Below are 20,198 nucleotides of genomic sequence, written 5' to 3'. Positions count from 1 at the left end.
ATAAACCATGTTTCGTCGTATCGCTACGCTTGCTGTTGTAGTGCTGCTGGGCGGTTGCCAGACCAGCCAGGTCAACCACGATTTTGACGCCAGCCGGGACTTCGGGGCCTACCGCAGTTGGGCCTGGAAAGACCCGGCGCTGCAATACCGTCCGGATGATCCGCGCATCAAGAGTGACCTCACCGAACAGCGCATCCGCCAGGCCGTCGGCGAGCAACTCGACCAGCGCGGCCTGCGCCCAGTGGCGCCGGGCAGCAAGGCTGACTTGAATGTACAGGCCTACCTCATCGTCGAAGACCGCCAGCAACAAGTCACCACCAACTACGGCGGCGCCTGGGGCGGCCCGTGGAACGGTTATTGGGGCGCGCCGATGTACAACGAAACGCGCAACATCACCTACAAAGTCGCCACCATTCAGATCGACCTGCTCGACGGCAAGGACGGCAAGCTGGTGTGGCGCGGCAGCGACGAACAGATGATGGCCACCTCGCCCAACCCCCAGGACCGCGACAAAGCCATCCGCACCACCGTCACCCGCGTCCTTTCCAGCTACCCACCGCACTAGAAATACCTTCCGCCAGTCGCCAATGTGGCGACTGGCCAGCGCGCATCTGAAGCCTTGTCTACACTCCAACCCAACAATGGAGAGTAAGCGCTAAGGAGTGCCTGATGTCTCCCCGACTTGGTTCCCGGCAGCGTGGTGCGATTGGCTTGATGGCGGCAGGCACCCTGGCGGTGGCCATGGTGTTCATGCTGCTGGCGGTGGACAGCGGGCGCCTGTACCTGGAAAAGCGCCGGTTGCAGTCCATCGCCGACACCGCCGCGTTGGAAGCCGCCGGTCGTGGCGGCCTGTGCACGCCCTCCACCACGGCCAATGACTACGCCAAGGAAAACGCCGCGCGCAACGGTTTTACCGTGGTCGCCGGCGACAACAGTCGGGGCCTGGCCGTGACCTGTGGCACCTTGCCCACCAATGCCAGCAATATCCGTGTGTTCGTCGCTGATGCGACCAAGAACGACGCCATACGCGTGGTCGCAACGCGCAGTGTCATGACCAGTCTCGCCAGTGGTATCTGGAACATGTTCAGCGGTGCACCGGTTGCCACCCAGACGATATTGAGTGCCACCGCCGTGGCTGCGACTGCGCCACCGGTGGCGCAACTGACGATTCGCAGCAGCCTGGCCTCCGTGAATTCGGCCAACTCCCCGTTGCTGAACATGGTCATCGGCAATCTGTTGGGCGGTAGCCTGTCGCTGACGGCAGCGGGCTGGAATGGCTTGCTGACGACGAACGTGAACCTGCTCAGCTATCTGGATCAGTTGGCGATTCAATTGAACGTAAAGGCGGGGGACTACGACGCGCTGCTGAGCACTGCTGTCTCCGCCAGTCAGTTGCTCGACGCCGCCGTGAAGGTTCTGCAAAAAAACGGCGCGGTCGCCACGGCGGTCATCAACGATCTGATTACCGTGAACGCCATCGCGCCGAACACCCAGTTGCTGAAGGTCGGAGACTTGCTGAAAGTCGCCACCGGAACGCCGGCGGCGGCCTTGAATACCAGTGTGCAGTTGTTTCAGTTGCTGGAGACCGTGGCGCAGCTCTCCAGTAGCAAGAATGCGGTGAGTGCGGCAGCCAAGGTCAATATTCCGCTGGTGGGCACCGTTTCGATCCAGACCAAAGTCATCGAGCCACCGCAACTGTCGGCGATTGGCAATCCGGCCAAGGCCAAGGCGGGGCTTTTGAATAACCCGCAAACGGATCAGATTTTTGTGCGAACGGCGCAGGTACGCACATTGGTCACCATTGATGCGCCGATCATCAAGGTGGTTTCGGGTGTCACGTCGATTCTTTCCGGGCTGGGGACGCCGGTGTCGAAGGTGGTCAGCGGCCTGTTGAACCTGAACATTCCGGCCGTGGTCGGCGGTGTCTTGTGCCTGGTGGCGTGTAATGTCACGGATGTCGACATCAACCAAACCCTGTCCATTTATATCGAGGCGGCCAGTGCGCAAAGCTATGTCACGGACTACAGCTGCGCCACGCCTGCCACCAAGTCGTTGACGGTAAAGACCACCACCTCGTTGGCCACATTGGGCGTGGGTTACGTGGATCCGGTTGCTGCGTTTTCTTCATCAGCCCCCGTCACGGTGCAACCGGTCAGGCTGATCGACTTCGGCGAACGCTATTGCATTGTGCTGACGCTGATCTGTGGTCCGCGTACAGCGGGCGTAGGCGGGGGGTTGAATTTGAAGGCGCTGTCTACCGTCGCCGCGCAAACCAACTCGATGCTGTTTTTACCCGTGGCAGAAATGAACACGACGCCGACCTACAAGAACGCGCCAGGCACCGCCGATATCCTTTATAGCCTGGGGGATACGCTGAACGGTCTGCAGGTCACCTACGTGCCGCCCAGCGGCAGCACACCCAACCCGGCGAACGGCACCGTGACCAGCGCGTTGGCGACCATCATCAGTTCGGTGGTCAGCCTTGTCCAAAACGTCCTGTCGCCGATACTCGACCCCATCGTCAACACACTGCTCTCGGCATTGGGCATCAGCCTGGGCAACGCCGAAGTCGGCGCCAACCTCAGTTGCCACATGGGCCGCGCCTACCTGGTGATTTAACTTACCGGCAACTCCACACAAAACCTCGCGCCGTGCTCGCCATTGGCGACGCTGAGGCGCCCGCCCATGTTTTCCACGATCCCGTAACTCACTGACAAACCCAAGCCGGTGCCCACGCCGATCGGCTTGGTGGTGAAGAACGGCTCGAAAATCCGCTCCAGCAACCGTGGGTCAATGCCGCCGCCGTTGTCCTCCACCCAGATGCGCACATGTCGGCTGTCATGCTCGCAGTGCAGGGCGATCCACGGGCGGAACCCAGGATCCTTTTCCCGTTTGCTCAGCAGCGCATCACGGGCGTTGACCATCAGGTTGATCAGCACTTGCTCAAGCTGGTCGACATGACCTTTGACCTGCACCGTGAAGCCCGAAGGCGTGATGCGCAGCTCCACGCCTTTGCCGCGCAGGCCTTCGCCGAGCAGCGACAGGGTGCCTTCCACCGCCTGTGACGGGTCGAAGGGCTGTTGTTCGATTTCCGAGCGGCGGCCGAACACGCGCATGTGGTCCACGACACGTGCCGCGCGCTGTACCTGGGTGTCGATGCGCTGGAGCTTTTCGGTTAGGTAGTCGATCTGCGCATCGCCGTTACCCAGGCGCTTGAGCACATTGACGATGGCCATGCGCATCACGTTCAGCGGCTGGTTGATCTCATGGGCCAGGCCGGTGGCCATTTCGCCGAGGGTGGCCATCTTGGCGCTTTGGGTCAGTTGCTGCTGGGAGCGGCGCACTTCGGTGTTGTCGCGGCCCACCGCTTGCACCTCCACCAGCGTGCCCTGTTCGTCGAACACGCCCCGGTCCGACCACACCCACCAGGCATGTTCGCGGCCGGGCAGTTCCAGACTGATCTCGGCGGTGCTGACCGGGAATTCCGGGGTCAATTGTTCGATGCGTTGCACAAAGGCCAGGCGTTGTTCGTCCGACAGCCAGTGCCCCAGGTTCAGCCCCGGCAGTTGCGCCGGCGGGCATTCCAGGTAGTTGGCCAGCGGTGTGTTGCCGAAGGTCAGGGTCAGGTCCGGGCGATAGCGGCAGATCATCGCCGGGGAGTCTTCGACCAGGATGCGGTAGCGCTCTTCGCTCTGTTTGATCTGCTCGGCGGCCAGGGTCGCCTCGGTGACGTCCAGCCACAGCCCGACGGCTTCGACCGGCAGGCCGAGGTCATCGCGCAACAGTTTGGCTTCGTCCAGCAGCCAATGGTAATGGCCTTGTTTGTCCCGCAGGCGGTAACGGCTGCGCACGTTGCCTTCGCGCAGTAACTGGCGGCTGCGCTCGAAGTACAGTTCGCGGTCGTCGGGGTGGATCAACGAGGCCAGATTGTCTGGGGTGCAGTCGGCCAGGGTCCAACCCAGCAGCGGCAGCAGGCTGTCGCTGAAGAACGCCGGGTGCAGGGCGCCGCTGACATAGCGTTGCACATAGATCACCGCTGGCGAGCTGGCGATCAGGTTGTCCAGGCGCGCATGGGCGGCGGCGGCTTGCAGTTGCTGGTTCTTGATGTCGCTGATGTCGAGCATGAAGCCAATCCAGCGCCGGTGATCGCCCACGCCCAGCACCTGGCCCTGGACGCGATACCACAGGGGGTTGTGCTCGGCGTCGGTGCGTTGCAGGCGCACGCTGGTCATCAAGGGTTTGCCCAGGGCTTGCAGGTCGTGCAAACGGCTGTTGAACGCCTGGCGGTCGGCGGGGTGGATCAGTTCAAGCCATTGGTCCAACGGCTGGCGGGTTGGGCCGTCATCCTGGCTGAGGCTGTGCAGCAGCTGCGGGGCCAGTTGGATCTCCTGGGTGGCCGGCAGCAGTTCCCACCAGCCGGTGCCGAGCAGGCCTTGCAGGGCTTCCATACGGTCGAGCTGTTGATGGTTGCGTTGCTCGCGCAGTCGGCTCAACAGCGGGGCGGCGAGGGCGGCGGTGAGGTTCAGCCAGTCCCGCTCGTTGGTATGTTGCTGACCGCTGTAGAAGCCGCAGAGCAACCAGGCGGCAACGCCCTGGCTGTCACGATAAGGCACCAGGAACCCATCGGCATTGCCGAAAATGCTGTGCAGGCGCGGGTTGTCGCTGCGCTCCTCGGCCAGGCTCAACGGCGTGTTGCCGTTGGCACTGTCCAGGCTGGTGCCCAGGTGCTGGCCGGTCTGCCACAAGGCGGGTGCATCGTGGGCGGCGTAGTGGTTGTAGATCCGCCAGCCCTGGTTTTCTTCGTCGAGCAAGGCCATGGCCACGCAGGGGATGTGCCAGCGCTGGGCCAGGCTGCGCAGGTGCTCGTTGAACACCTCGGGCAGGCGGGTCAGGCTGCACACCCGCAACTGCTCGCTCATCTGGCAGGCCAACTGATGGTTCTGCTCGCGATGCTGGGCCAGTTGTCTACCGGCCAGCAAGTCGCTGACGTCTTGCAGGTGCAAGCGCCAGCCGTCGTCTTCGGGCTCGATCCAGCCCCGGGTGTGCAGGGGCCGGCCGGCGACGCCCTGGAAGTCCAGGTCCAGGCTCTGGTGTTGCCAGTCGGCGGGCTGGCCTTCGATGCTCAAGGCGCTGCTGGCGCACAACAACTCGCGCAGCAAGGGGCGTGAATCATGGGGGGCGAGCAGTGCGCGCAGGGTGCCACTGAAGTCCAGCACACGGCCCTGAGCATCCAGTAGCAGGTGCAGCCCTGGCACAGGGGCGCCGGGCGTATCGAGTGCGAGCGCGCTGCTGCGGCCGAGCAGGCGCCCGAAGAGCTTGTCCCCCGAGGTCAAAGCTGCAGACTCGAACTGACCAACAGGTTGGCCGGCAGATTCGGCACGGTGCCGATGACCGGCAACACCAGCGCCGGGAACACCGAATAGAGGCGGCTGGTGGGGTACTTGATCGAAACGGTCAGCGTGTTGCCGGTGTAGGTGGCAGTGATCAGGTCGTCCGAAAACTGGAAACTGGCCGGGATCCACTTCAGCTGGTTTTTTGCCGTTGTCTTGGCGAGTGTGGTCACCTGCGTGGGATAAGCGGTGCCAGCGGCCACCGGGTCCACCGACATCGCCTGGCGCACGCCTTCCGCCGCCGCCTGGTTGAACGACTGCAACATCAGCAGCGGCAGGCTATAGCTGATCAAGCCATAAAACACCGCAAAAAAGATCCCGAAGACCAGGGCGAACTCAATCGCGGCTGCACCTTTTTGCTTTCCAGGCAGGCCTGTTTTCATGACTGCGTCTACCCTGACGGCTACTACTTGATATCAGCATAGAATCATTCAGCGAAAAGGGATGTTTTTTACGTGATCCATAGCGTGGTGATACTGCTCTGGTTGGGACTCTGCGCGTTGCAGGACATGCGTCAACGGCAAATCGCCAACAGCTTGACCCTGGGGGCGGCGTTGTTGGCGTTGATCTACCTGATGTGGACGGGTGCGACCTGGTTGGGGGCGCCCGCCACCGATGGGGGCTGGGCCTTCGCCGTGGCGCTGTTGCTGACCTTGCCGGGGTATGCGCTGGGCCGCTTTGGCGCGGGGGATGTGAAGCTGCTGGCCGCCCTGGCCCTGGCGAGCAATCTGGATGTCTTGTTGTGGTCGTTGATCGGTGCTGCCGTGTTCCAGGGCGTCTGGGTGCTTATCCATCAACGGCTTAGCGTGCGCCGCGAGGTATCGTCACCAGGCGTGTCAACAAAGCAGCCTTATGCCCCCTTTGTATTGACAGGGTTTGTGCTGTACTGGCTTTGGATCCATTAGTCGCACAAGGCCTCTATCGCTATGTACATAGTCGGAAAGTAGGTCTAGGTTTATTGAGTGGATGCATAGGATTCTTCGTCAAAATGGATAGGTCAATCTTTTGGCTGGCCAGGCATGGAGTAACGCGTGAACAAGCTTACCTCGGCGGTGAAAGTGCTCGTGGTCGACGATCAACCGTTGATCGTTGAAGAGCTCTGCGAATTTCTTGAAAGCAGTGGTTACCGCTGCGTCCCGTGTGAGTCCAGCCGACACGCCTTGAAGCGCTTCAGCGAAGACGCCGAGATCGGCCTGGTGCTGTGCGACCTGCACATGCCGGACATGGACGGCATCGAGCTGGTGCAGGCCATGCAGAAGGTGGCGGGCAAGCAACGGGCATTCGAGGCGATCATGCTCACCGGACGCGCCGACAAACAGGACGTGATCAAGGCCCTGCGCGCGGGGATCTCGGACTACTACCAGAAACCGATCAATCTCGACGAGTTGCTCGAAGGCCTCCAGCGCCAGGAAGCCGCCTTGGAGGAACGGCAGAAAGACCTGCAACTGGGGCACCTGAACCAGAAGCTGCAATACCTGTCCGAATCCATCAATGACCTGTACCAGGACCTCGACAGAGTGCGCCGTAGCCCGGGTGCCAGCTTGGCGGATGAGACTGAGCTGGTGGTCGAAGAAGCCAGCCCGGTGGAAATCCCGAGCATCTTCAATCAGCTATCGCCGCGTCAGCTGGACGTTGCGCGCCTGGTGGGCAAGGGCCAGACCAACTACCAGATCGCCTGCGAACTGGGGATTACCGAGAACACCGTCAAGCTGTACGTGTCCCAGGTATTGCGCCTGACCCATATGCATAACCGCACCCAACTGGCACTGGCCTTGTCGCCGAGCAACTCGGCGATGCGCCAGCGGGTGACCGCCCATTGAGCGTCACTGGCTCTTGCCGCCTTTAGAACCCCCACCCGACTCCGATTCATAAAACTCCGGAATTGGATGCTTGTGACTGTCCAGCCAACGCTGCAAGGACTGCTCCCGTTCCGCGGGCGTGGCCCTTTGCGGCGTCGGCGAAGCGGCCCGCCCATTGATCTGCAACGCCATCCAGTTTTCCGTTTCCGCCTGCTGCGGTGATGACGGGCCGGGTTCGATGGCCATGGCACCCAGTGGTAACAGCGCCAGCCCGATCAGGTAATGTGCTTTCATCGATCACTCCTTACTTGAGGCTCACCGGCAGGCCATCGCGGACTGTCGCGACTTTGCGCGCCGCCGTGCGGGCACCCTTGAGTTTTTCCGCACGGGCCTGGGCGTCCGTGACTTGCTCGCGGCTCAGGCCCAGTTGGCTGACCACTTTGGCCGCTTGCCCCCAGTCATCCTGATAGATCAACAGCGTTACCAGGTTGACGGCGGCCAACGGGTCGCCCTGCTTGAGTTCGATGGCGGTCATGAACTCAAAGCGAGCGTCTTCCACGCGCAATTGGTTGAGGTACACCACACCCAAGTCATTGCGGATCTTTTCGTCGGTGGGCGCCAGCTGCGCCGCCCGTTGCAGGTGAGTCATGGCCAGGCCGTTGTCGCCCTTGGCGACCGCCAGCTGCCCCAGGCCGTGCTCACCCTCGGCGGTCATGCAGGTGCCGAGCAGGCTGCGGTACAGCGGCTCGGCTTCACTGCGCCCGAGCAGGCGGTACGTGCGGGCCTTGCGTTGACGCACCTGAGGCAAGGCGTCGGGCAGGTTCTGCAGGTTCGCCAGGCTGGCGTGCAGCTTGCCTTCGTTGGCTAAATCATCGGACAGGTTGAGCGCCAGTTCCTGCTCCGAACTCGGCTTGGCGCAACTGCCCGGCGAGGTCAGCGCGGCCCAGGGCGATTGGCCGTTGGTGGCGCAGCCGCCGAGCATCAGCAAGGCCATGCCGGCAATCAGTACTTTCATCAACGTCTCCTCAAAAATGGACCAACGCACGGGCGATGCCGATAAAGGCCGGGCCGCCGAGCACGATCAGCAACGCAGGGAACAGAAACACCATCATCACCACTGACATCTTTGCCGACATCTTCGAAATGTATTCCTGCAGGCGGGTCAGGCGGCGGTCGTCGAGCAGTTGCTTGAGCGCCAGCAAGGACTTCATCGCGCCGCCGCCCTGCTGGATCAATTGTTGGAGAATGATGCAGGTGTCCGTGAATTCATCCACCTCCAACACGCGCACGGTCTTGCCGAGTTCTTCGCCCAGCTCCAACCCGGAGTCGACCCGTGCCAGGATCAGGCGCAATTCGTGGGTGAGGTGAGGGAGCAAGCGTTGGGCTTCGGTGCCCATTACGCGCAATGACTGTTCAACTGCCATGCCCGATTCGAAGAGGATGCGCAGCAGCGGAATGAAGGTTGAGATCTCTTTGGCGATGGCCTGCTGACGATGCTTGGCGGCGGCGGCCAGCACGCGTTTGGGCAGCAGGTAGCCGATGCCCAGGCCAAACAGGGGCGCAATCCAGGCGGGGTCCATGTCAGGGAAAAAAATCTGCTGGCCGAGGAAGGTCAGGCCCAAGAGAACGATCGGCAAGCCGATCTGAAAGGCCGCAAACATCGAGCGTTGGCTGGCCTTGCGCCAACCGATGCGGTTGAGCAACACCTGGGTCTCGTTGTCCAGGCTGACCGAGCGCTGCGCCAGGCTGCTTGCGCCGAGTTGGCGCAACAGCGTACCGAATTTGGCATCGCCACCCATGCGCCCTTGCAGGCGTTCAGCTACCTGGCGATCACGCCGGCGGTTTTCGAACAACTGGCCGCCCACCAAGACCAGGGCGGCGAGTAACAACAAGGCACAGGCCAGCAGGGCCATCTCACACACTCCTCAGCATGCGCCACATGAGCAAGGTGCCGCTGATGTCCATGGCCAGCGCGCTGAACAGCATGATGCGCCCCGTGCCGTCGTTCCACATGGTCATCAGGTAATCGGGATTGACGATGATGAAGTAGCCCACGATCAGTATCGGCAGCCCGCCGAGCACGTAGGCGGTCATGCGGGTTTCGCCGGTCATGGCCTTGAGTTGACGGGCGCCCTGTTCCCGTTCGCGGATCATCTTGATCAGGTTTTCCAGCAGCTCACTGGCATTGCCGCCATAGCGGTGGTTGACCTTCAAGCCCAAGGCGAACAGGCGGAATTCGTCCTGTTCGTAGAACTCGGCAAAGTCGCTGACCGAGTCCGGCAGGCTGACGCCCATGCGCACGTTGCGCTGCACACGGCCCATGGCTTCCTTGAGCGGGTTTTCAGTGCTCTCGACGCCGCCCAATACGGCATCGGCCAAGGTTCTGCCGGATTTGAGGCTGCGCACGCTGTGGTCGAGCAACTGCGGCAGTTGCTCGACCATGCGTTGTACGCGGCGTTGATAACGCCAGCTGATGTACACCCGCAGGAACAGGGGGGGGGCCACGATCATTGCGATCAGGCCCAAGCCGTCGGCGAGCAACCAGCCCAACAATGCGCCGATCACCCAGGCGCTCACCCACAGGCCAAGGCGGTCGGTGGGTTTGCCCAACCCGGCACGCTGAAACATCCGCTCAAGGCCCGTCCACGTGGTGTTGACGTCCTGTGCTTCGGGCTGGCCCTGGCCGAGGCGTTCCAGTACGCGGTCGGTCTGGGCCTTGCGCAGGCCATGCTGAAGTTGCCAGAACGACAGGCCGATCAGCAGCAGGCAAACAAGCAACAACACCGGTCCTAGCATCACGCGCTCCCTATGACTGCAAGGCCGATTCGCGGCGCAGTTTGTCGCCCGCCGGGTTGATGGCCTCGCGCAGGAAACCGAAGCCGGTGCGCCGGTCCAGGCGGAACAGGGTGTTGGTGACATACACGTCTTCGCGCACGCCGACCACTTCCACGACTTCGCTGACGCAGCGACGGCCATCAGGCATGCGCGTCAGTTGGATGATCACGTCCAGCGCAGCGCAGATCATCTGGCGCAGGGTTTTTTCGGCGACCACGCGGCCGGTCAGGCCCACCAGGGTTTCCAGGCGCAGCAACGCATCCTGGGCATTGTTGGCGTGCACGGTGCTCATGGAGCCGTCGTGGCCGGTGTTCATGGCCGTCATCACGTCGAGCACTTCCACGCCACGGATTTCCCCGAGGATGATGCGGTCCGGGCGCATCCGCAGGGCGTTGCGGATCAGGTCGCTGGAGCGCACTTCACCATGGCCCTCGGCGTTCGGCGGACGGGTTTCCAGGCGCACCACATGGGGATGGCCCAGTTGCAGTTCGGCGACGTCTTCGATGGTCACCAGGCGTTCATGGGGGTTGATCAACTGGCTGAGGATGTTCAGCAGTGTGGTCTTGCCGGTGCCGGTGCCGCCGCTGATCAAGATATTGCAGCGCTTGCCCACGGCCTCCTGGAAAAATTCGAAGATGCTTTGATCAATGGTCTGCATGGCGACCAAGTCGCTGCTCTTGAGCATGTCCTTGCGGAATTTCCGGATCGACAGGCACGGGCCATCCAGGGCAATCGGCGGGATGATCGCGTTGACCCGGCTGCCATCGGGCAAGCGCGCATCCACCATCGGTGAGGACTCATCCAGGCGCCGGCCCAGCGGCGCGAGGATGCGTTGCATCACACGCTCCACGTGGTGGTCGTCGATAAAGCGCAGGTCACTCTGGTGTAGCAGGCCATCGCGTTCGATAAACACCCGATGTGGCCCGTTGACCAGGATTTCCGTCACCGAGGGGTCACGCAGCAGCACTTCCAGCGGGCCGAAGCCGGTGAGTTCGTCAACGATTTCTTCGGCCAGGCGCTCCATCTCATAACGCGAGATCGCCAGGCGCATGCGCGTGATGTATTCGGAGACCTTGTCGATGACAAATTGCGCCAGGGACTGGCGCGTGCCTTCGAGCAGGTTCTTACCCGACTCCTCGATGGCGTCGATGATGTAGCGGTGCAGCACCAGCTTCAAGCCATCGTGATCGCTGTTGCCACCGGCAGTGCGGGCCGGGCCGCCAAACAGTTTTTCGCCGTTCATCGTCCCGACCCCAGGATGCGTTCAAACCAGCGCATTGAAGGTTTTGCCAAGCCTTCGGATCGCTTCGCCAGGCGCTCGCCCAAGGTGCGCACGGCTTGGGTCAAGGGTTCACGCGGGGCCAGGGCAAACAGGGTCTGGCCCTGGTTTTTCACATTCAGGCGCAGCTCGGCGCTCAGGGGAAGCACGGCGATGCACTCAAGGCCGAAGCTTTTTTCCAGGGCTTCGGTGTCGGGTGCGCACGCCTTGATATAGCGGTCCACCACCAGCTTGGCGTGATCGAGTTTCATGCCTTTTTCGCGCCAACGGTTGAGTATCGCCAGGTTGCGGCGACAGTCCAACACGCTCTGGTCGGTGCACCACAGCAGCTTGTCGCAGTGGCTGACAAAGGTGCGCAGGGCTTCGCTGTCGGGTTGCCCGGTAATGTTCACAACGATGTGCTGGAAATGTTGGCGCAGCGCACTGAGCAACATGAACAGTTCGGCGGCACTGGTGAGTTTGAGCGGTTCGTCACCGGTGGCGTAGGCCAGGATGCGCAGCCCGCCCAGGGCCGTGGTGAAGGCGCTGTTGATCAGGGTGGTATCGAGGCGGCGCAAATGCCGCAACGCATCGCCGAAATTGAAGGTGCTTTCCAGGCCCAGCAGGGCCAGGCTGTCGCTGCGCGGCAGGCCGAGGTCGAGCAGCAGGGTTTGCTGGCCGCTTTTCTGTACGACCAGCGCCAGGTGGGTGGCCAACATTGCGCCATCGGCATTGCTCTGGGTGCCAAACAATACGGTCAGGCCGCCCAGCTGTGTGTTGGGCGTGACGGTGGGCAGGCGCTTGCTCAAGCGTCGCACCAGGCCCGCCACTTCACTGGAGCGCGAACCGTAGGCGACGAAATCGCGGGCGCCGGCGCGCATCGCATTCAGGACCAACTGGTTGTCCATGCCATCGCCCAGGGCGACCACGGCGAGCATCGGCTTGGCTTCCAGTGCGCCTTCGATGAGTGCGCTCTGGGCCACGACGTTTTCGCGGTCCAGGCCGACGAACACCAGGTTGGCGAAGGTCACGTCCACCAGCGCCAGCAGTTCGTCGAGGCTGCCGGTGCCTGCGCTGACGACTTGGCCCAGGGGCGCCAGGGCGCCCTGCAGCCACTCCAGGTCAGTGGTGTTGCGGGTGATGGCGAGGAAGGTCTGGCTCAGGCTATCGCTCATTGGGAAAGTCCACTGCGACGGTCGAAGTTGCCGTTTTCCAGGAAGAACAAGCGGAACCAGTTCGGGTCGTAGCTGCGCAGTTTCTCGCCCGGCAAGGAGGGCAGTTGGGCATTGGCCGCCAAGGGTTGCACCAGGTGCGGCGTGACGATCATCAACAGTTCTTTTTCTTCGCGGCTGATGTTGGAGTCGCGGAAAAACGCACCGAGGATCGGGATGTCACCCAGCCCTGGAAACTTGTTGATGGTGGAGCGGTTGTTGCTGCTGATCAGGCCGCTGATCACAAAACTCTCGCCATCGGCCAGGGACACGCTGGTGTCGGTGCGGCGCACCGTCAGGGCGGGCACCTGGATGCCTTGGATCTGCACGGCGTTGCTGTAGTCCAGCTCGCTAACCTCTGGCGCCACCTTGAGGGAAATACGATTGCGGTCAATCACCGTGGGGGTCAGGGTCAGGCGGATGCCGAACTCCTTGTATTCGATGGAAATGGTGTCGCTGCCGGCGCTGGGCACCGGGATCGGCACCTCGCCGCCCGCCAGGAAAGAGGCGCTCTGGCCGCTCATGGCCACCAGGCTCGGGCGCGCCAAGGTGTAGGCAAAGCCGCTGCGTTCCAGGGCGTTGATCATGGCTTTGACCCGACCGCCGCCAAAGCCGACGTTGAAGCTTTCGGTGTTCACCGGCAGTTTGAACACGCCTTCCGAGGGAGACAACAGGTTGGGGCTACCGAGGAAAAAGTTCGCGCCCGTGCCCAGCAGCCGAGTGCTGGCTTCCTTGAGTTTGGTACGACTGACCTCGACAAAGCGGATATCCGTCTGCACCTGGCTGGGCAGCGACGGGTCTTCCGACGGCGACAGCGACAAGCTGGTCAACGCCGACGTCGCCTTGCCCTTGACGAACACCATGCTCTGGCGCGGCGTGCTGGCGCAGGCGGTCCACACCATCAGGCTGGTGGCGCCGGACGAGACACCGGTCAGCAGAAAATTGCGGTCGCCATTGACCCGCACATCGGCGACTTTCGGGTCGCCGATGGCCAGGCGTGTGATGGCTACTGGCGATTGCAGCTCTTGTTGCAGGCCTTCTCCCACCTCGACCACGGCGGGCAACTGGCCCAAGGCGCTGCAGTTGCCCGGCGCCGCCACGGCCATGCCGACCGGCAGGCTCGACAGCATCAGGGCCCAGGCCAGTTGCGTGAACAGGGGTGCGTAGCGATGGCTCATTCAAGGCATCCTTGCTCGATCACGGAGTTTGTGGCGCCGCTTGGGCGCCGCGAATCACTTCAATGCCACGGCGTACGCCGGGCCCAGCGGTGGAGGTTTGGGCGACGCGTTTGGGCGGGCCGACCAGGGCCAGTTGGGTGAATTGGTAGAGGTCGCGGTTGGCGCTTTCCAATCGCTCTGACGCATCGCTTTCCCCGGCCCAGTAGCGGCTGAGCAGTTGCTCCTCGGCGCTGCGCACGGCCAGGCGCAACACACCGGCTTGGGCCGCGAGCATCAGGCGGCTTAACAGTGGCTCCGGCACGGCCAGCACCACGGTGCGTGCGCCGGCTCGGCGTTGGGCAGCTTGGACGCGTTCTTCAGGCGTGGCCGGAGGAGGAACCGCAGGTTTGCCATCGTTGGCCAGGCCCAATTGGTCACCGACGCTGAGCAGGCGCATGGCCGGAAGAACGATCTGCGCCGACTGTTCGGCGTTGTCGGTATCCTGGCGCAGGAACAGCAGCACATCCACGTAGTCGCCGGGCGTCAATTGACCTCCGGCGCCGCTCACTTCATCCACCGCTACGGCCAGGGCGCGCTCGTTCGGGCGGATCATGCGCGCGAGCGGGCCGCCGGCGCTGAAGCTTTCTTCGGTGAGCCATGTGCCCGCACCCAGTGTGCGCAGGGGCGTGCGGCCGATGGCCTGGTCGAGCTGGGTCAGGCTGCCGGCGGGGGCGGTGAGCAGTTTTTCGACGGCCAGGTCGGCGGCGGTCAGTGGCATAAAGGCAGGCACGTCATGCACCAAGACCACCACCGGTTGGCGGGTTGGGTCTTCAACGGCAGCGGCAGTGTGATCAACAGAAACGACAGGTGTGGCAGGGGCTGCGACAGGCTCCGGTGCGCGACTCAGAACAAGCCCCCAGTACCCGGCGATCAAGGCCCCGATCAGCAGCAAGCCGGCCAGGACCATGCTGATGCGACTGTTCATGACGGCTCTCCCTTTCCCGTTGCACTGCACACCCGATTAATTCGAATGGGTTAATCCGCAACCTGGCTGTGATGAACATCTAACGATTTGGCTATTTGAAGGTAGCTCAGCTAGGACGAAATGCCATTACCCCAGGAAAAATTTATCTGAACTATAAAAGCAGCCTTTCAGGGTGGGGGTTTATGGCGTCAACGTTACGACTAATACTTTGTGATTAATCCGTTATTACAGTTGTGAGGCTGAGGTTTGTTGACAATGCTCTAGTAGCACGCCGCGATCATCTGGTACTAGAGCCGTTCCGGCTTCCAGTGGCGTTTTAGGGAGAAGTCTTATGTTCCTTGACCTGGTGTTGAAACTTTATGTCCATACGCAACTTTTCTTCAGCCGCAAAGAGGGAGCTTCAGGTATTGAGTACGCCATTGTCGTGGCGTTAGTCGCGCTCGTTATTGTGGGTGCCGGGACCGGGCTGGGAACTAAGATAAAGACAATCTTCACTAACATGTCTTCCGGCATGCCGACGGGGACTTGATTGATTTTTGGCTGCCGTTATGACTATCCCCTTTTGCAGGTAATGCCATGAGCGCGTCTTCTTCACGCCAGCAAATTCTATTGGTGGACGACGAAGAGGATGCTCTTATCGAACTCGCCGAATCCCTCGAAAACGAGGGATTTGTCTGTTTCACTGCCACTTCCGTCACCTTCGCCCTGCAAGAACTGACACTTCACCCGGACATCGCGCTGGTCATCACGGACCTGCGCATGCCCGAGGAAAGTGGCATTTCCTTGATCAAGCGCCTGCGCGAACACACCTCACGCTCACACCTGCCGGTGATTGTGATGTCGGGCCATGCGGAAATGGATGATGTGAGCGACATGCTGCGCCTGCAGGTGCTGGACCTGTTTCGCAAACCGATCTACCTGGTGCGGTTGATCGATACCTTGAACAACCTGTTTCCTCTCCCCAAAACCAGACTGTAGGCGCCGCTATCCCAGGCGCCTACAGGGTCCGGTTACAACTGGTAGCTGAAACTCAACGAATACCGCGGCCGCCGATCGTAGCTGTCCAATGCCACGTCCGACATCGGCTTGGCGACTTCCAGCGCGATGTTGTAGTACTTGGCATCACCAAAGCGCAGGCCCAGCGCCGCCGATGACAGGTCGTTGCCTTTGACCGGCACGTCGTTGAACCAGGTCTTGGCGCGGTCGAACACCACGTAGGGTTGCAGGATCCTCACCCAGTCGCCGGCGCGGTTGTAGCTGTAGTTGACCTCGTAGGCCAGGCCCCAGCCCTTGTCGCCGGTGCCCTGGTCATCCGGATAGCCGCGGCCGAAGCTTTGCCCGCCGAAGGTGGCGCGTTCGCTGTCGGGCAAGTAATCGTTGCTCCAGTAGAGCGCGCCGGATAGCACGCCTTGCCAGTTATCGAACAGCTTGTTGCTCTGCACGCCGGACAGGCGCAGGCGGAAGAAGTCGAGGTCCTGCTTGAGGCCGCCGAAATCCGTGCGGGCCTTGGCGCCCAGGCCATTGATGCCTTGGTAGATGCCACCGCTGATGATGCGCAACTGCGTGGTGTCGGCCTTGCGCCAGTCACCTTCGAATGCCAGGGCGCGCAGGTCTGTTTCCAGTTCAAAGCGTTGCGGGAAACCGTCGATCTTGTAGCGGTTGGTCTGGTCGACGGCGTAGAGGCGCGTGCCCAGGCTCAATGACTCGCTGGGCGAGGCGATAAAGGGGTGGCTGAGACCAATGGAGTAACGGTCGATTTCCTGGTGTGGCTTGAGTTCCAGGCCGTCGCCCAATTGCAGCCCGGTCTTGGGATCGGCGCGGTAGCGTTCGCCCGAGAGCGCAAGTTGGGTGCCCTCGGCGTTGATGAATTGGCTGTAGCTCGCGCGGTAGTAATGCTCTTTGTCTTCGCCCGGTGGGAACAGGCCGCTGACGCTCAGTTGTTCGCCCATGGACGTCCACGAGTTGCTGGTGGCGGTCAGCAGCGCCTGGGTGCCGCCGCGGTTGGCTTCATTGAGGCTCATGCTGGTGGTAAAGGGTTTGCGGCTGGCAGTGACCTGCATATGCGCGCCGCCATCGGTGGTGTTGGGTGGCGGCACCAGGGCTTGCACGGTGAGGCCAGGGATGGCGCTCATCAGCGTGGTGTAGCGTTCGAATGTCTTGCGCGTGAGCGGGCGCTCGGCCTTGAGTTTTTCCGCCAGCTTGTCGATGTAGGACGAGACCGAACCGGTGTCGCCTTGCACTTGGTAATCGCGGATATAACCCTCCACCAACACCACGTGTACCAGGCCACCTTCGAAGCGTTGCTCCGGCAGGTAGGCATAGGACAGCAGGTAGCCGTCCTCTTGGTAACGGCGGGTAATGCTGCGGGTGGCTTCGATCAGTTGCGCCAGGTTGGTTTCATGGCCAATCAGCGGCTCGAAAACCTGGGCGACTTCCTTGAGCGGGTACACCGTGCCGCCGTCGATCTGCAGTTTGCGGATGGTCACTTTGGTGTCCATCAGCAGCGGTTGCCCGGCGGTCGCCGCTGGCACCGGAACCTGGGTCGGTGTGGCGGCCGGTCGGTAGGCGTCGGCGGGCAGGTTGGGCACGGGCAGGTTGCGGATGGTGTCGTTGCTGTTGAGGAAACTGGGTAGGGTATCGGCGTGGGCGTAAGCACTGAGGGTGAGCAACAACAACGGCGTCAAAGCGCGCATAGGACACTCCATGGTCAAAATTGCTGCAGCGTTTCGCAGATTCCCGCCGGGCTCTGGGGGCGCGGTTCGGGGGACTTTCAGGGATCGATCACTGACCCATAAAAAAGACGAGAGACTTAGTGGGGTCTCTCGTCTCAACCAAGCGTAGGCGCTGTAGGTGAGGCCGTCTAATCGGCCAGGTGCAATTCTATTTTTTGCCGGTCAGGCCACCCAACAGCCCGCCCAGAAGACCACCATTTGCACTGGCGCCTGCCCCGGCGCCCGCCGAGGCACCAGCACCCACATTGAGGCCACCACCGAGCAAGCCGCCGCCGGTATTGGTGCCACCGGTGACCAGGCCGCCAATTGACGCCACGGTGCCACCCACTGCGGTCACGGTGCCGCCCAGGGCGTTGGTGACCGGGTTGGCATTGGTGCCGCTGATTTTGCCGCCGAGGCCGCTGACGGCGCCGCCGACATTCGTGACCAGGCCGTTGACCGGGCCACCCAGGCCAGTGGCATTGCCGACGTTTTGGGTCAAGCTCTGCACGCCACTGGTGACGGGGTTGAGTGCGCCGCCGATCTGGCTGGTCAGCCCGGCAACGGGGGCGCCTGCCGCCGTGTTGGGCGTGCCGCTGCCACCCAGGAGAGTGCCCAGCGAGGCCACGGTGGTGCCGGCTTTGACGCCGGTCACGCCGGTCGCACTGACCACGCCATTGGTGCTGCCCGCATCCAGGCCGCTGCCAGCGCCTGCGATGATGCCGCCGATGAGTTCAGGCAAGCCCAGCGGGTTAGTGCCGCCGCCGGTCCCACCGCCGCTGCCGCCACCATTGCTATCTGCATCCGGGTCGACATAACCACCGGCCTTGCCGACCACGGTGCCGACACCATTGAGCACGTTGCCTACGGCGCCGGTCACAGGGTTGCCGGTGCCGCCTGCGCCAGCGACTTTATCGCCGAGGCCGTCGACGGTATCGCCGACTTTCTGCAGCAGGCCACCCACGGGCTTGTCGAGACCGGTGGCGGTGCCGACTTTACCGGTGGTGTTTTCCACCAGGGAGACCACCGGCACCAACACTTTCGCGCCTACGGTGTTGGTGACCGAACCGAGTGGGCCAGTGGTACTGGCGGTGCTGAGGGTGTCGCCGAGCATGGTCACGGCATTGCCGACCTTGCCCACCACATTGCCGACGACCGGTGCAGCGCCGCCGACTACAGGCACATTGCCCAGCAGGGTAGCAACGTTAGTACCGGTGACGGTCACGCCATCGCCCAGGTCGGAAACCCCGTTGGCCACGCCAGCGACGGTTTTGCCCAGTGCATTGCTGTCAGTGCCCAGCGAACCCAGGCCGTCTGAAAGGCCAGTGCCGATGCTGCCGACGGCGTTTCCGGTCGCGTTGACCAGGCCACCGGCAGTGGCGCCCACGATTGGCAGGCTGCCAAGGGTGGTGCCCAGGCTGCGCACGGTGCCGCCGAGGCCGGTCACGGTATCGCCGAGGGTGTCGACCACCGTGGCGGTGACCAATGGCGTCGAGCCGCCGCCGGGGGTGGTGCCAGGGTCGGTGCCGCCACCAGTTCCGCCACCGGTACCGCCGCCTGTACCACCACCTGCGCCAGCGCCGGCATCGGAAGATCCGCCACTGTGATGCCCACCGCCACCGCTGCTGCAGCCGCCGAGTGCCAGTGCTACTGCCAGGGCCAGCGCGGTACTTGCTTTCCAAAACACGACTTGAGTTTTCATGATTGAGTTCCTTGCACCTGTACAACCTTGGTTGTCTTCAAACACTCGCTATTTCTGGGGATAGCGATATGTTTGTCCGTGTGGCTATAACAGCCCCGGCGGTGCTTTCGCTCAATGCTCTACTTGGTATTAACGATTTATATACGGCGCAGGTGTACCGTTTAAGTGACTAATACCAAGGGTATAAGCCTGGGATGTATCAAGATGTATATATCTTGATTATCAGTGACTTGAATAAAAAAGCGGACCTGAAAAAGTCCGCTAGTACTTAGGGTGTATATATACAATTAATCGAGTTATTTCAGGCGATCGGCCGCCACTTGCCTACCATATGTTCAATATCGCCAGCGCCTTTCAACCATAACTCACCGCTGGAACCGGCGGCGCTGGCCAATAACGTCACTTCACCGGGCAGGCGCACGGGTTTTCTGAACTCGACGCTGATCTCGATATTGGCGGCGGGCAAGTGTTCGCCAAGGGCGGCTAGGGTGCGCGCCTTGTTCCACAGCCCGTGGGCAATGGCCTGGGGGAAACCGAACAGCTTGGCGGTGATGGCGCTGAGGTGAATCGGGTTGTAGTCGCCGGAAACCCGTGCATAACGGCGGCCGATATCGGCGGGGGCTTTCCAGCGGGTCAGTTCGTTGACCTGGATGGGGCAGGGTTGGGTGTCATCCTCGGGTTCACCTTCCAGCTTCACGCCCCGGCACAGCATGCGGCTTTCGGCTTCCCATAGCAGGCCGAGTGAGTCCTCGACGGTGGTGATCAGGTCAAAGGTCGCGCCTTTGGGATGGGGTCTGAGGTTCTGCGTGTGGACACCGACAGACAACTCACTCACCCCCCCGAGCGGGCGATGAATGCGGATGCGGTTACTCAGGTGAATCAACCCCAGCAGCGGGAAGGGAAAACTGTTGTCGGTGAGCAGTCGCATCTGCAACCCGAACGCCAGGATATGCGGATAGGTCGCCGGCAGGATCGGGCTCTGCGCAAAACCGCAGACCTTACGATACGCCGCCATCTGCTTGGGATCGATGCTCACCCGGCAGCGCAACCCCTGCTCGGGCAGCGTGTTACCGGTGATCTTGCGTTTGAGCGCCGCACGCCAATACAGCGGCGGCAGGAATGGCGTAGTGCCTAGCGTCTTCCATTGCAT

General features: G+C 62.1%; 19 protein-coding genes. 6 read left to right on the top strand and 13 right to left on the bottom strand.

Translation table 11 applies throughout. The features are described from left to right. The first annotated feature begins 7 nt into the window (after nt 1-7). Together ACP7BX_RS29005 and ACP7BX_RS29000 are read left to right on the top strand one after the other, a co-directional pair. A complete protein-coding gene (locus ACP7BX_RS29005; protein ID WP_314531808.1) occupies nt 8-565 on the top strand; it encodes a DUF4136 domain-containing protein in 558 nt (185 codons plus the stop codon). A 104-nt stretch (nt 566-669) separates the two neighbouring features. Further along, nucleotides 670-2,619: a pilus assembly protein TadG-related protein gene (locus ACP7BX_RS29000; RefSeq protein ID WP_426131521.1), complete on the top strand. Its 1,950-nt coding sequence runs from the start codon at nt 670-672 to the stop codon at nt 2,617-2,619. Here the strand turns inward: ACP7BX_RS29000 and ACP7BX_RS28995 are convergent. Then, nucleotides 2,616-5,333, bottom strand: a complete 2,718-nt coding sequence (locus ACP7BX_RS28995) for an ATP-binding protein (RefSeq protein WP_426131519.1) — start codon at nt 5,331-5,333, stop codon at nt 2,616-2,618. The genes ACP7BX_RS29000 and ACP7BX_RS28995 overlap by 4 nt on opposite strands. Beyond that, complete coding sequence (locus ACP7BX_RS28990; RefSeq protein ID WP_033897329.1) at nt 5,330-5,773, bottom strand: TadE/TadG family type IV pilus assembly protein; 444 nt, start codon at nt 5,771-5,773, stop codon at nt 5,330-5,332. The genes ACP7BX_RS28995 and ACP7BX_RS28990 overlap by 4 nt, the downstream gene beginning before the upstream one ends. Before the next feature lie 72 nt (nt 5,774-5,845). On the opposite strand from ACP7BX_RS28990, the gene ACP7BX_RS28985 reads away from it, so the two are divergent. Then, the gene (locus tag ACP7BX_RS28985; RefSeq protein WP_426131516.1) at nt 5,846-6,295 is read left to right on the top strand and encodes a prepilin peptidase; all 450 of its coding nucleotides are present in this window, start codon (nt 5,846-5,848) and stop codon (nt 6,293-6,295) included. A 126-nt stretch (nt 6,296-6,421) separates the two neighbouring features. Continuing rightward, entirely contained in the window at nt 6,422-7,210 is a 789-nt protein-coding gene (locus ACP7BX_RS28980) for a response regulator transcription factor (protein ID WP_426131514.1), read from the top strand. A gap of 3 nt (nt 7,211-7,213) precedes the next feature. Here the strand turns inward: ACP7BX_RS28980 and ACP7BX_RS28975 are convergent, their stop codons facing one another. The 8 genes from ACP7BX_RS28975 to cpaB are packed head-to-tail and all read right to left on the bottom strand — an operon-like array spanning nt 7,214 to nt 14,635. Then, the gene (locus ACP7BX_RS28975; RefSeq protein WP_061435169.1) at nt 7,214-7,483 is read right to left on the bottom strand and encodes a DUF3613 domain-containing protein; all 270 of its coding nucleotides are present in this window, start codon (nt 7,481-7,483) and stop codon (nt 7,214-7,216) included. 10 nt (nt 7,484-7,493) lie between these two features. Continuing rightward, the gene (locus ACP7BX_RS28970) at nt 7,494-8,204 is read right to left on the bottom strand and encodes a tetratricopeptide repeat protein (RefSeq protein WP_426131512.1); all 711 of its coding nucleotides are present in this window, start codon (nt 8,202-8,204) and stop codon (nt 7,494-7,496) included. A gap of 10 nt (nt 8,205-8,214) precedes the next feature. Next, entirely contained in the window at nt 8,215-9,102 is an 888-nt protein-coding gene (locus tag ACP7BX_RS28965) for a type II secretion system F family protein (RefSeq protein WP_426131510.1), read from the bottom strand. Between the two features lies 1 nt (nt 9,103). Continuing rightward, nucleotides 9,104-9,985: a type II secretion system F family protein gene (locus ACP7BX_RS28960; RefSeq protein ID WP_426131508.1), complete on the bottom strand. Its 882-nt coding sequence runs from the start codon at nt 9,983-9,985 to the stop codon at nt 9,104-9,106. A gap of 10 nt (nt 9,986-9,995) precedes the next feature. Beyond that, on the bottom strand, nt 9,996-11,267 hold the full coding sequence (locus tag ACP7BX_RS28955) for a CpaF family protein (protein WP_033897322.1): 1,272 nt from the start codon (nt 11,265-11,267) through the stop codon (nt 9,996-9,998). Next, entirely contained in the window at nt 11,264-12,457 is a 1,194-nt protein-coding gene (locus ACP7BX_RS28950) for a pilus assembly protein (protein WP_269132752.1), read from the bottom strand. Before ACP7BX_RS28950 ends, ACP7BX_RS28955 begins: the two co-directional genes overlap by 4 nt. Further along, nucleotides 12,454-13,671 (bottom strand): type II and III secretion system protein family protein, encoded by a 1,218-nt coding sequence (locus ACP7BX_RS28945; protein WP_314531776.1) that lies wholly within the window; start codon nt 13,669-13,671, stop codon nt 12,454-12,456. Before ACP7BX_RS28945 ends, ACP7BX_RS28950 begins: the two co-directional genes overlap by 4 nt. Nucleotides 13,672-13,690: 19 nt before the next feature. Further along, nucleotides 13,691-14,635 carry a Flp pilus assembly protein CpaB gene (gene cpaB / locus ACP7BX_RS28940; protein ID WP_426131505.1) on the bottom strand — a complete coding sequence of 315 codons (945 nt, stop codon included), beginning with the start codon at nt 14,633-14,635 and terminating at the stop codon, nt 13,691-13,693. 331 nt (nt 14,636-14,966) lie between these two features. Here cpaB and ACP7BX_RS28935 point away from each other — a divergent pair, with 331 nt between their 5' ends. Together ACP7BX_RS28935 and ACP7BX_RS28930 are read left to right on the top strand one after the other, a co-directional pair. Continuing rightward, a complete protein-coding gene (locus ACP7BX_RS28935; protein WP_269132754.1) occupies nt 14,967-15,164 on the top strand; it encodes a Flp family type IVb pilin in 198 nt (65 codons plus the stop codon). A gap of 47 nt (nt 15,165-15,211) precedes the next feature. Further along, nucleotides 15,212-15,613 (top strand): response regulator, encoded by a 402-nt coding sequence (locus tag ACP7BX_RS28930; RefSeq protein WP_269132756.1) that lies wholly within the window; start codon nt 15,212-15,214, stop codon nt 15,611-15,613. 32 nt (nt 15,614-15,645) lie between these two features. Here the strand turns inward: ACP7BX_RS28930 and ACP7BX_RS28925 are convergent, their stop codons facing one another. From ACP7BX_RS28925 to ACP7BX_RS28915, 3 genes are all read right to left on the bottom strand, one after another. Continuing rightward, a complete protein-coding gene (locus ACP7BX_RS28925; protein WP_426131502.1) occupies nt 15,646-17,328 on the bottom strand; it encodes a ShlB/FhaC/HecB family hemolysin secretion/activation protein in 1,683 nt (560 codons plus the stop codon). Nucleotides 17,329-17,515: 187 nt separating this feature from the next. Continuing rightward, nucleotides 17,516-19,048, bottom strand: a complete 1,533-nt coding sequence (locus tag ACP7BX_RS28920) for a collagen-like triple helix repeat-containing protein (RefSeq protein ID WP_426131500.1) — start codon at nt 19,046-19,048, stop codon at nt 17,516-17,518. Nucleotides 19,049-19,349: 301 nt separating this feature from the next. Further along, nucleotides 19,350-20,198 (bottom strand): MaoC family dehydratase, encoded by an 849-nt coding sequence (locus ACP7BX_RS28915; protein ID WP_426131498.1) that lies wholly within the window; start codon nt 20,196-20,198, stop codon nt 19,350-19,352.

Source organism: Pseudomonas sp. DWP3-1-3b3, from assembly GCF_049896305.1.
Lineage (GTDB): Bacteria > Pseudomonadota > Gammaproteobacteria > Pseudomonadales > Pseudomonadaceae > Aquipseudomonas > Aquipseudomonas azotoformans_A.
Note: the sequence above shows the minus strand (reverse complement) of the source record. Positions and strands in the feature narration are given on the sequence as shown.

Coding starts and splice junctions, on each gene's coding strand:
- ACP7BX_RS28975 (WP_061435169.1), bottom strand. CDS start 7,483: ATGAAAGCACATTACCTGATCGGGCTGGCGCTGTTACCACTGGGTGCC.
- ACP7BX_RS28990 (WP_033897329.1), bottom strand. CDS start 5,773: ATGAAAACAGGCCTGCCTGGAAAGCAAAAAGGTGCAGCCGCGATTGAG.
- ACP7BX_RS28955 (WP_033897322.1), bottom strand. CDS start 11,267: ATGAACGGCGAAAAACTGTTTGGCGGCCCGGCCCGCACTGCCGGTGGC.
- ACP7BX_RS28945 (WP_314531776.1), bottom strand. CDS start 13,671: ATGAGCCATCGCTACGCACCCCTGTTCACGCAACTGGCCTGGGCCCTG.
- ACP7BX_RS28915 (WP_426131498.1), bottom strand. CDS start 20,198: ATGCAATGGAAGACGCTAGGCACTACGCCATTCCTGCCGCCGCTGTAT.
- ACP7BX_RS28935 (WP_269132754.1), top strand. CDS start 14,967: ATGTTCCTTGACCTGGTGTTGAAACTTTATGTCCATACGCAACTTTTC.
- cpaB (WP_426131505.1), bottom strand. CDS start 14,635: ATGAACAGTCGCATCAGCATGGTCCTGGCCGGCTTGCTGCTGATCGGG.
- ACP7BX_RS28930 (WP_269132756.1), top strand. CDS start 15,212: ATGAGCGCGTCTTCTTCACGCCAGCAAATTCTATTGGTGGACGACGAA.
- ACP7BX_RS28920 (WP_426131500.1), bottom strand. CDS start 19,048: ATGAAAACTCAAGTCGTGTTTTGGAAAGCAAGTACCGCGCTGGCCCTG.
- ACP7BX_RS28960 (WP_426131508.1), bottom strand. CDS start 9,985: ATGCTAGGACCGGTGTTGTTGCTTGTTTGCCTGCTGCTGATCGGCCTG.
- ACP7BX_RS28950 (WP_269132752.1), bottom strand. CDS start 12,457: ATGAGCGATAGCCTGAGCCAGACCTTCCTCGCCATCACCCGCAACACC.
- ACP7BX_RS28965 (WP_426131510.1), bottom strand. CDS start 9,102: ATGGCCCTGCTGGCCTGTGCCTTGTTGTTACTCGCCGCCCTGGTCTTG.
- ACP7BX_RS28925 (WP_426131502.1), bottom strand. CDS start 17,328: ATGCGCGCTTTGACGCCGTTGTTGTTGCTCACCCTCAGTGCTTACGCC.
- ACP7BX_RS29000 (WP_426131521.1), top strand. CDS start 670: ATGTCTCCCCGACTTGGTTCCCGGCAGCGTGGTGCGATTGGCTTGATG.
- ACP7BX_RS28970 (WP_426131512.1), bottom strand. CDS start 8,204: ATGAAAGTACTGATTGCCGGCATGGCCTTGCTGATGCTCGGCGGCTGC.
- ACP7BX_RS29005 (WP_314531808.1), top strand. CDS start 8: ATGTTTCGTCGTATCGCTACGCTTGCTGTTGTAGTGCTGCTGGGCGGT.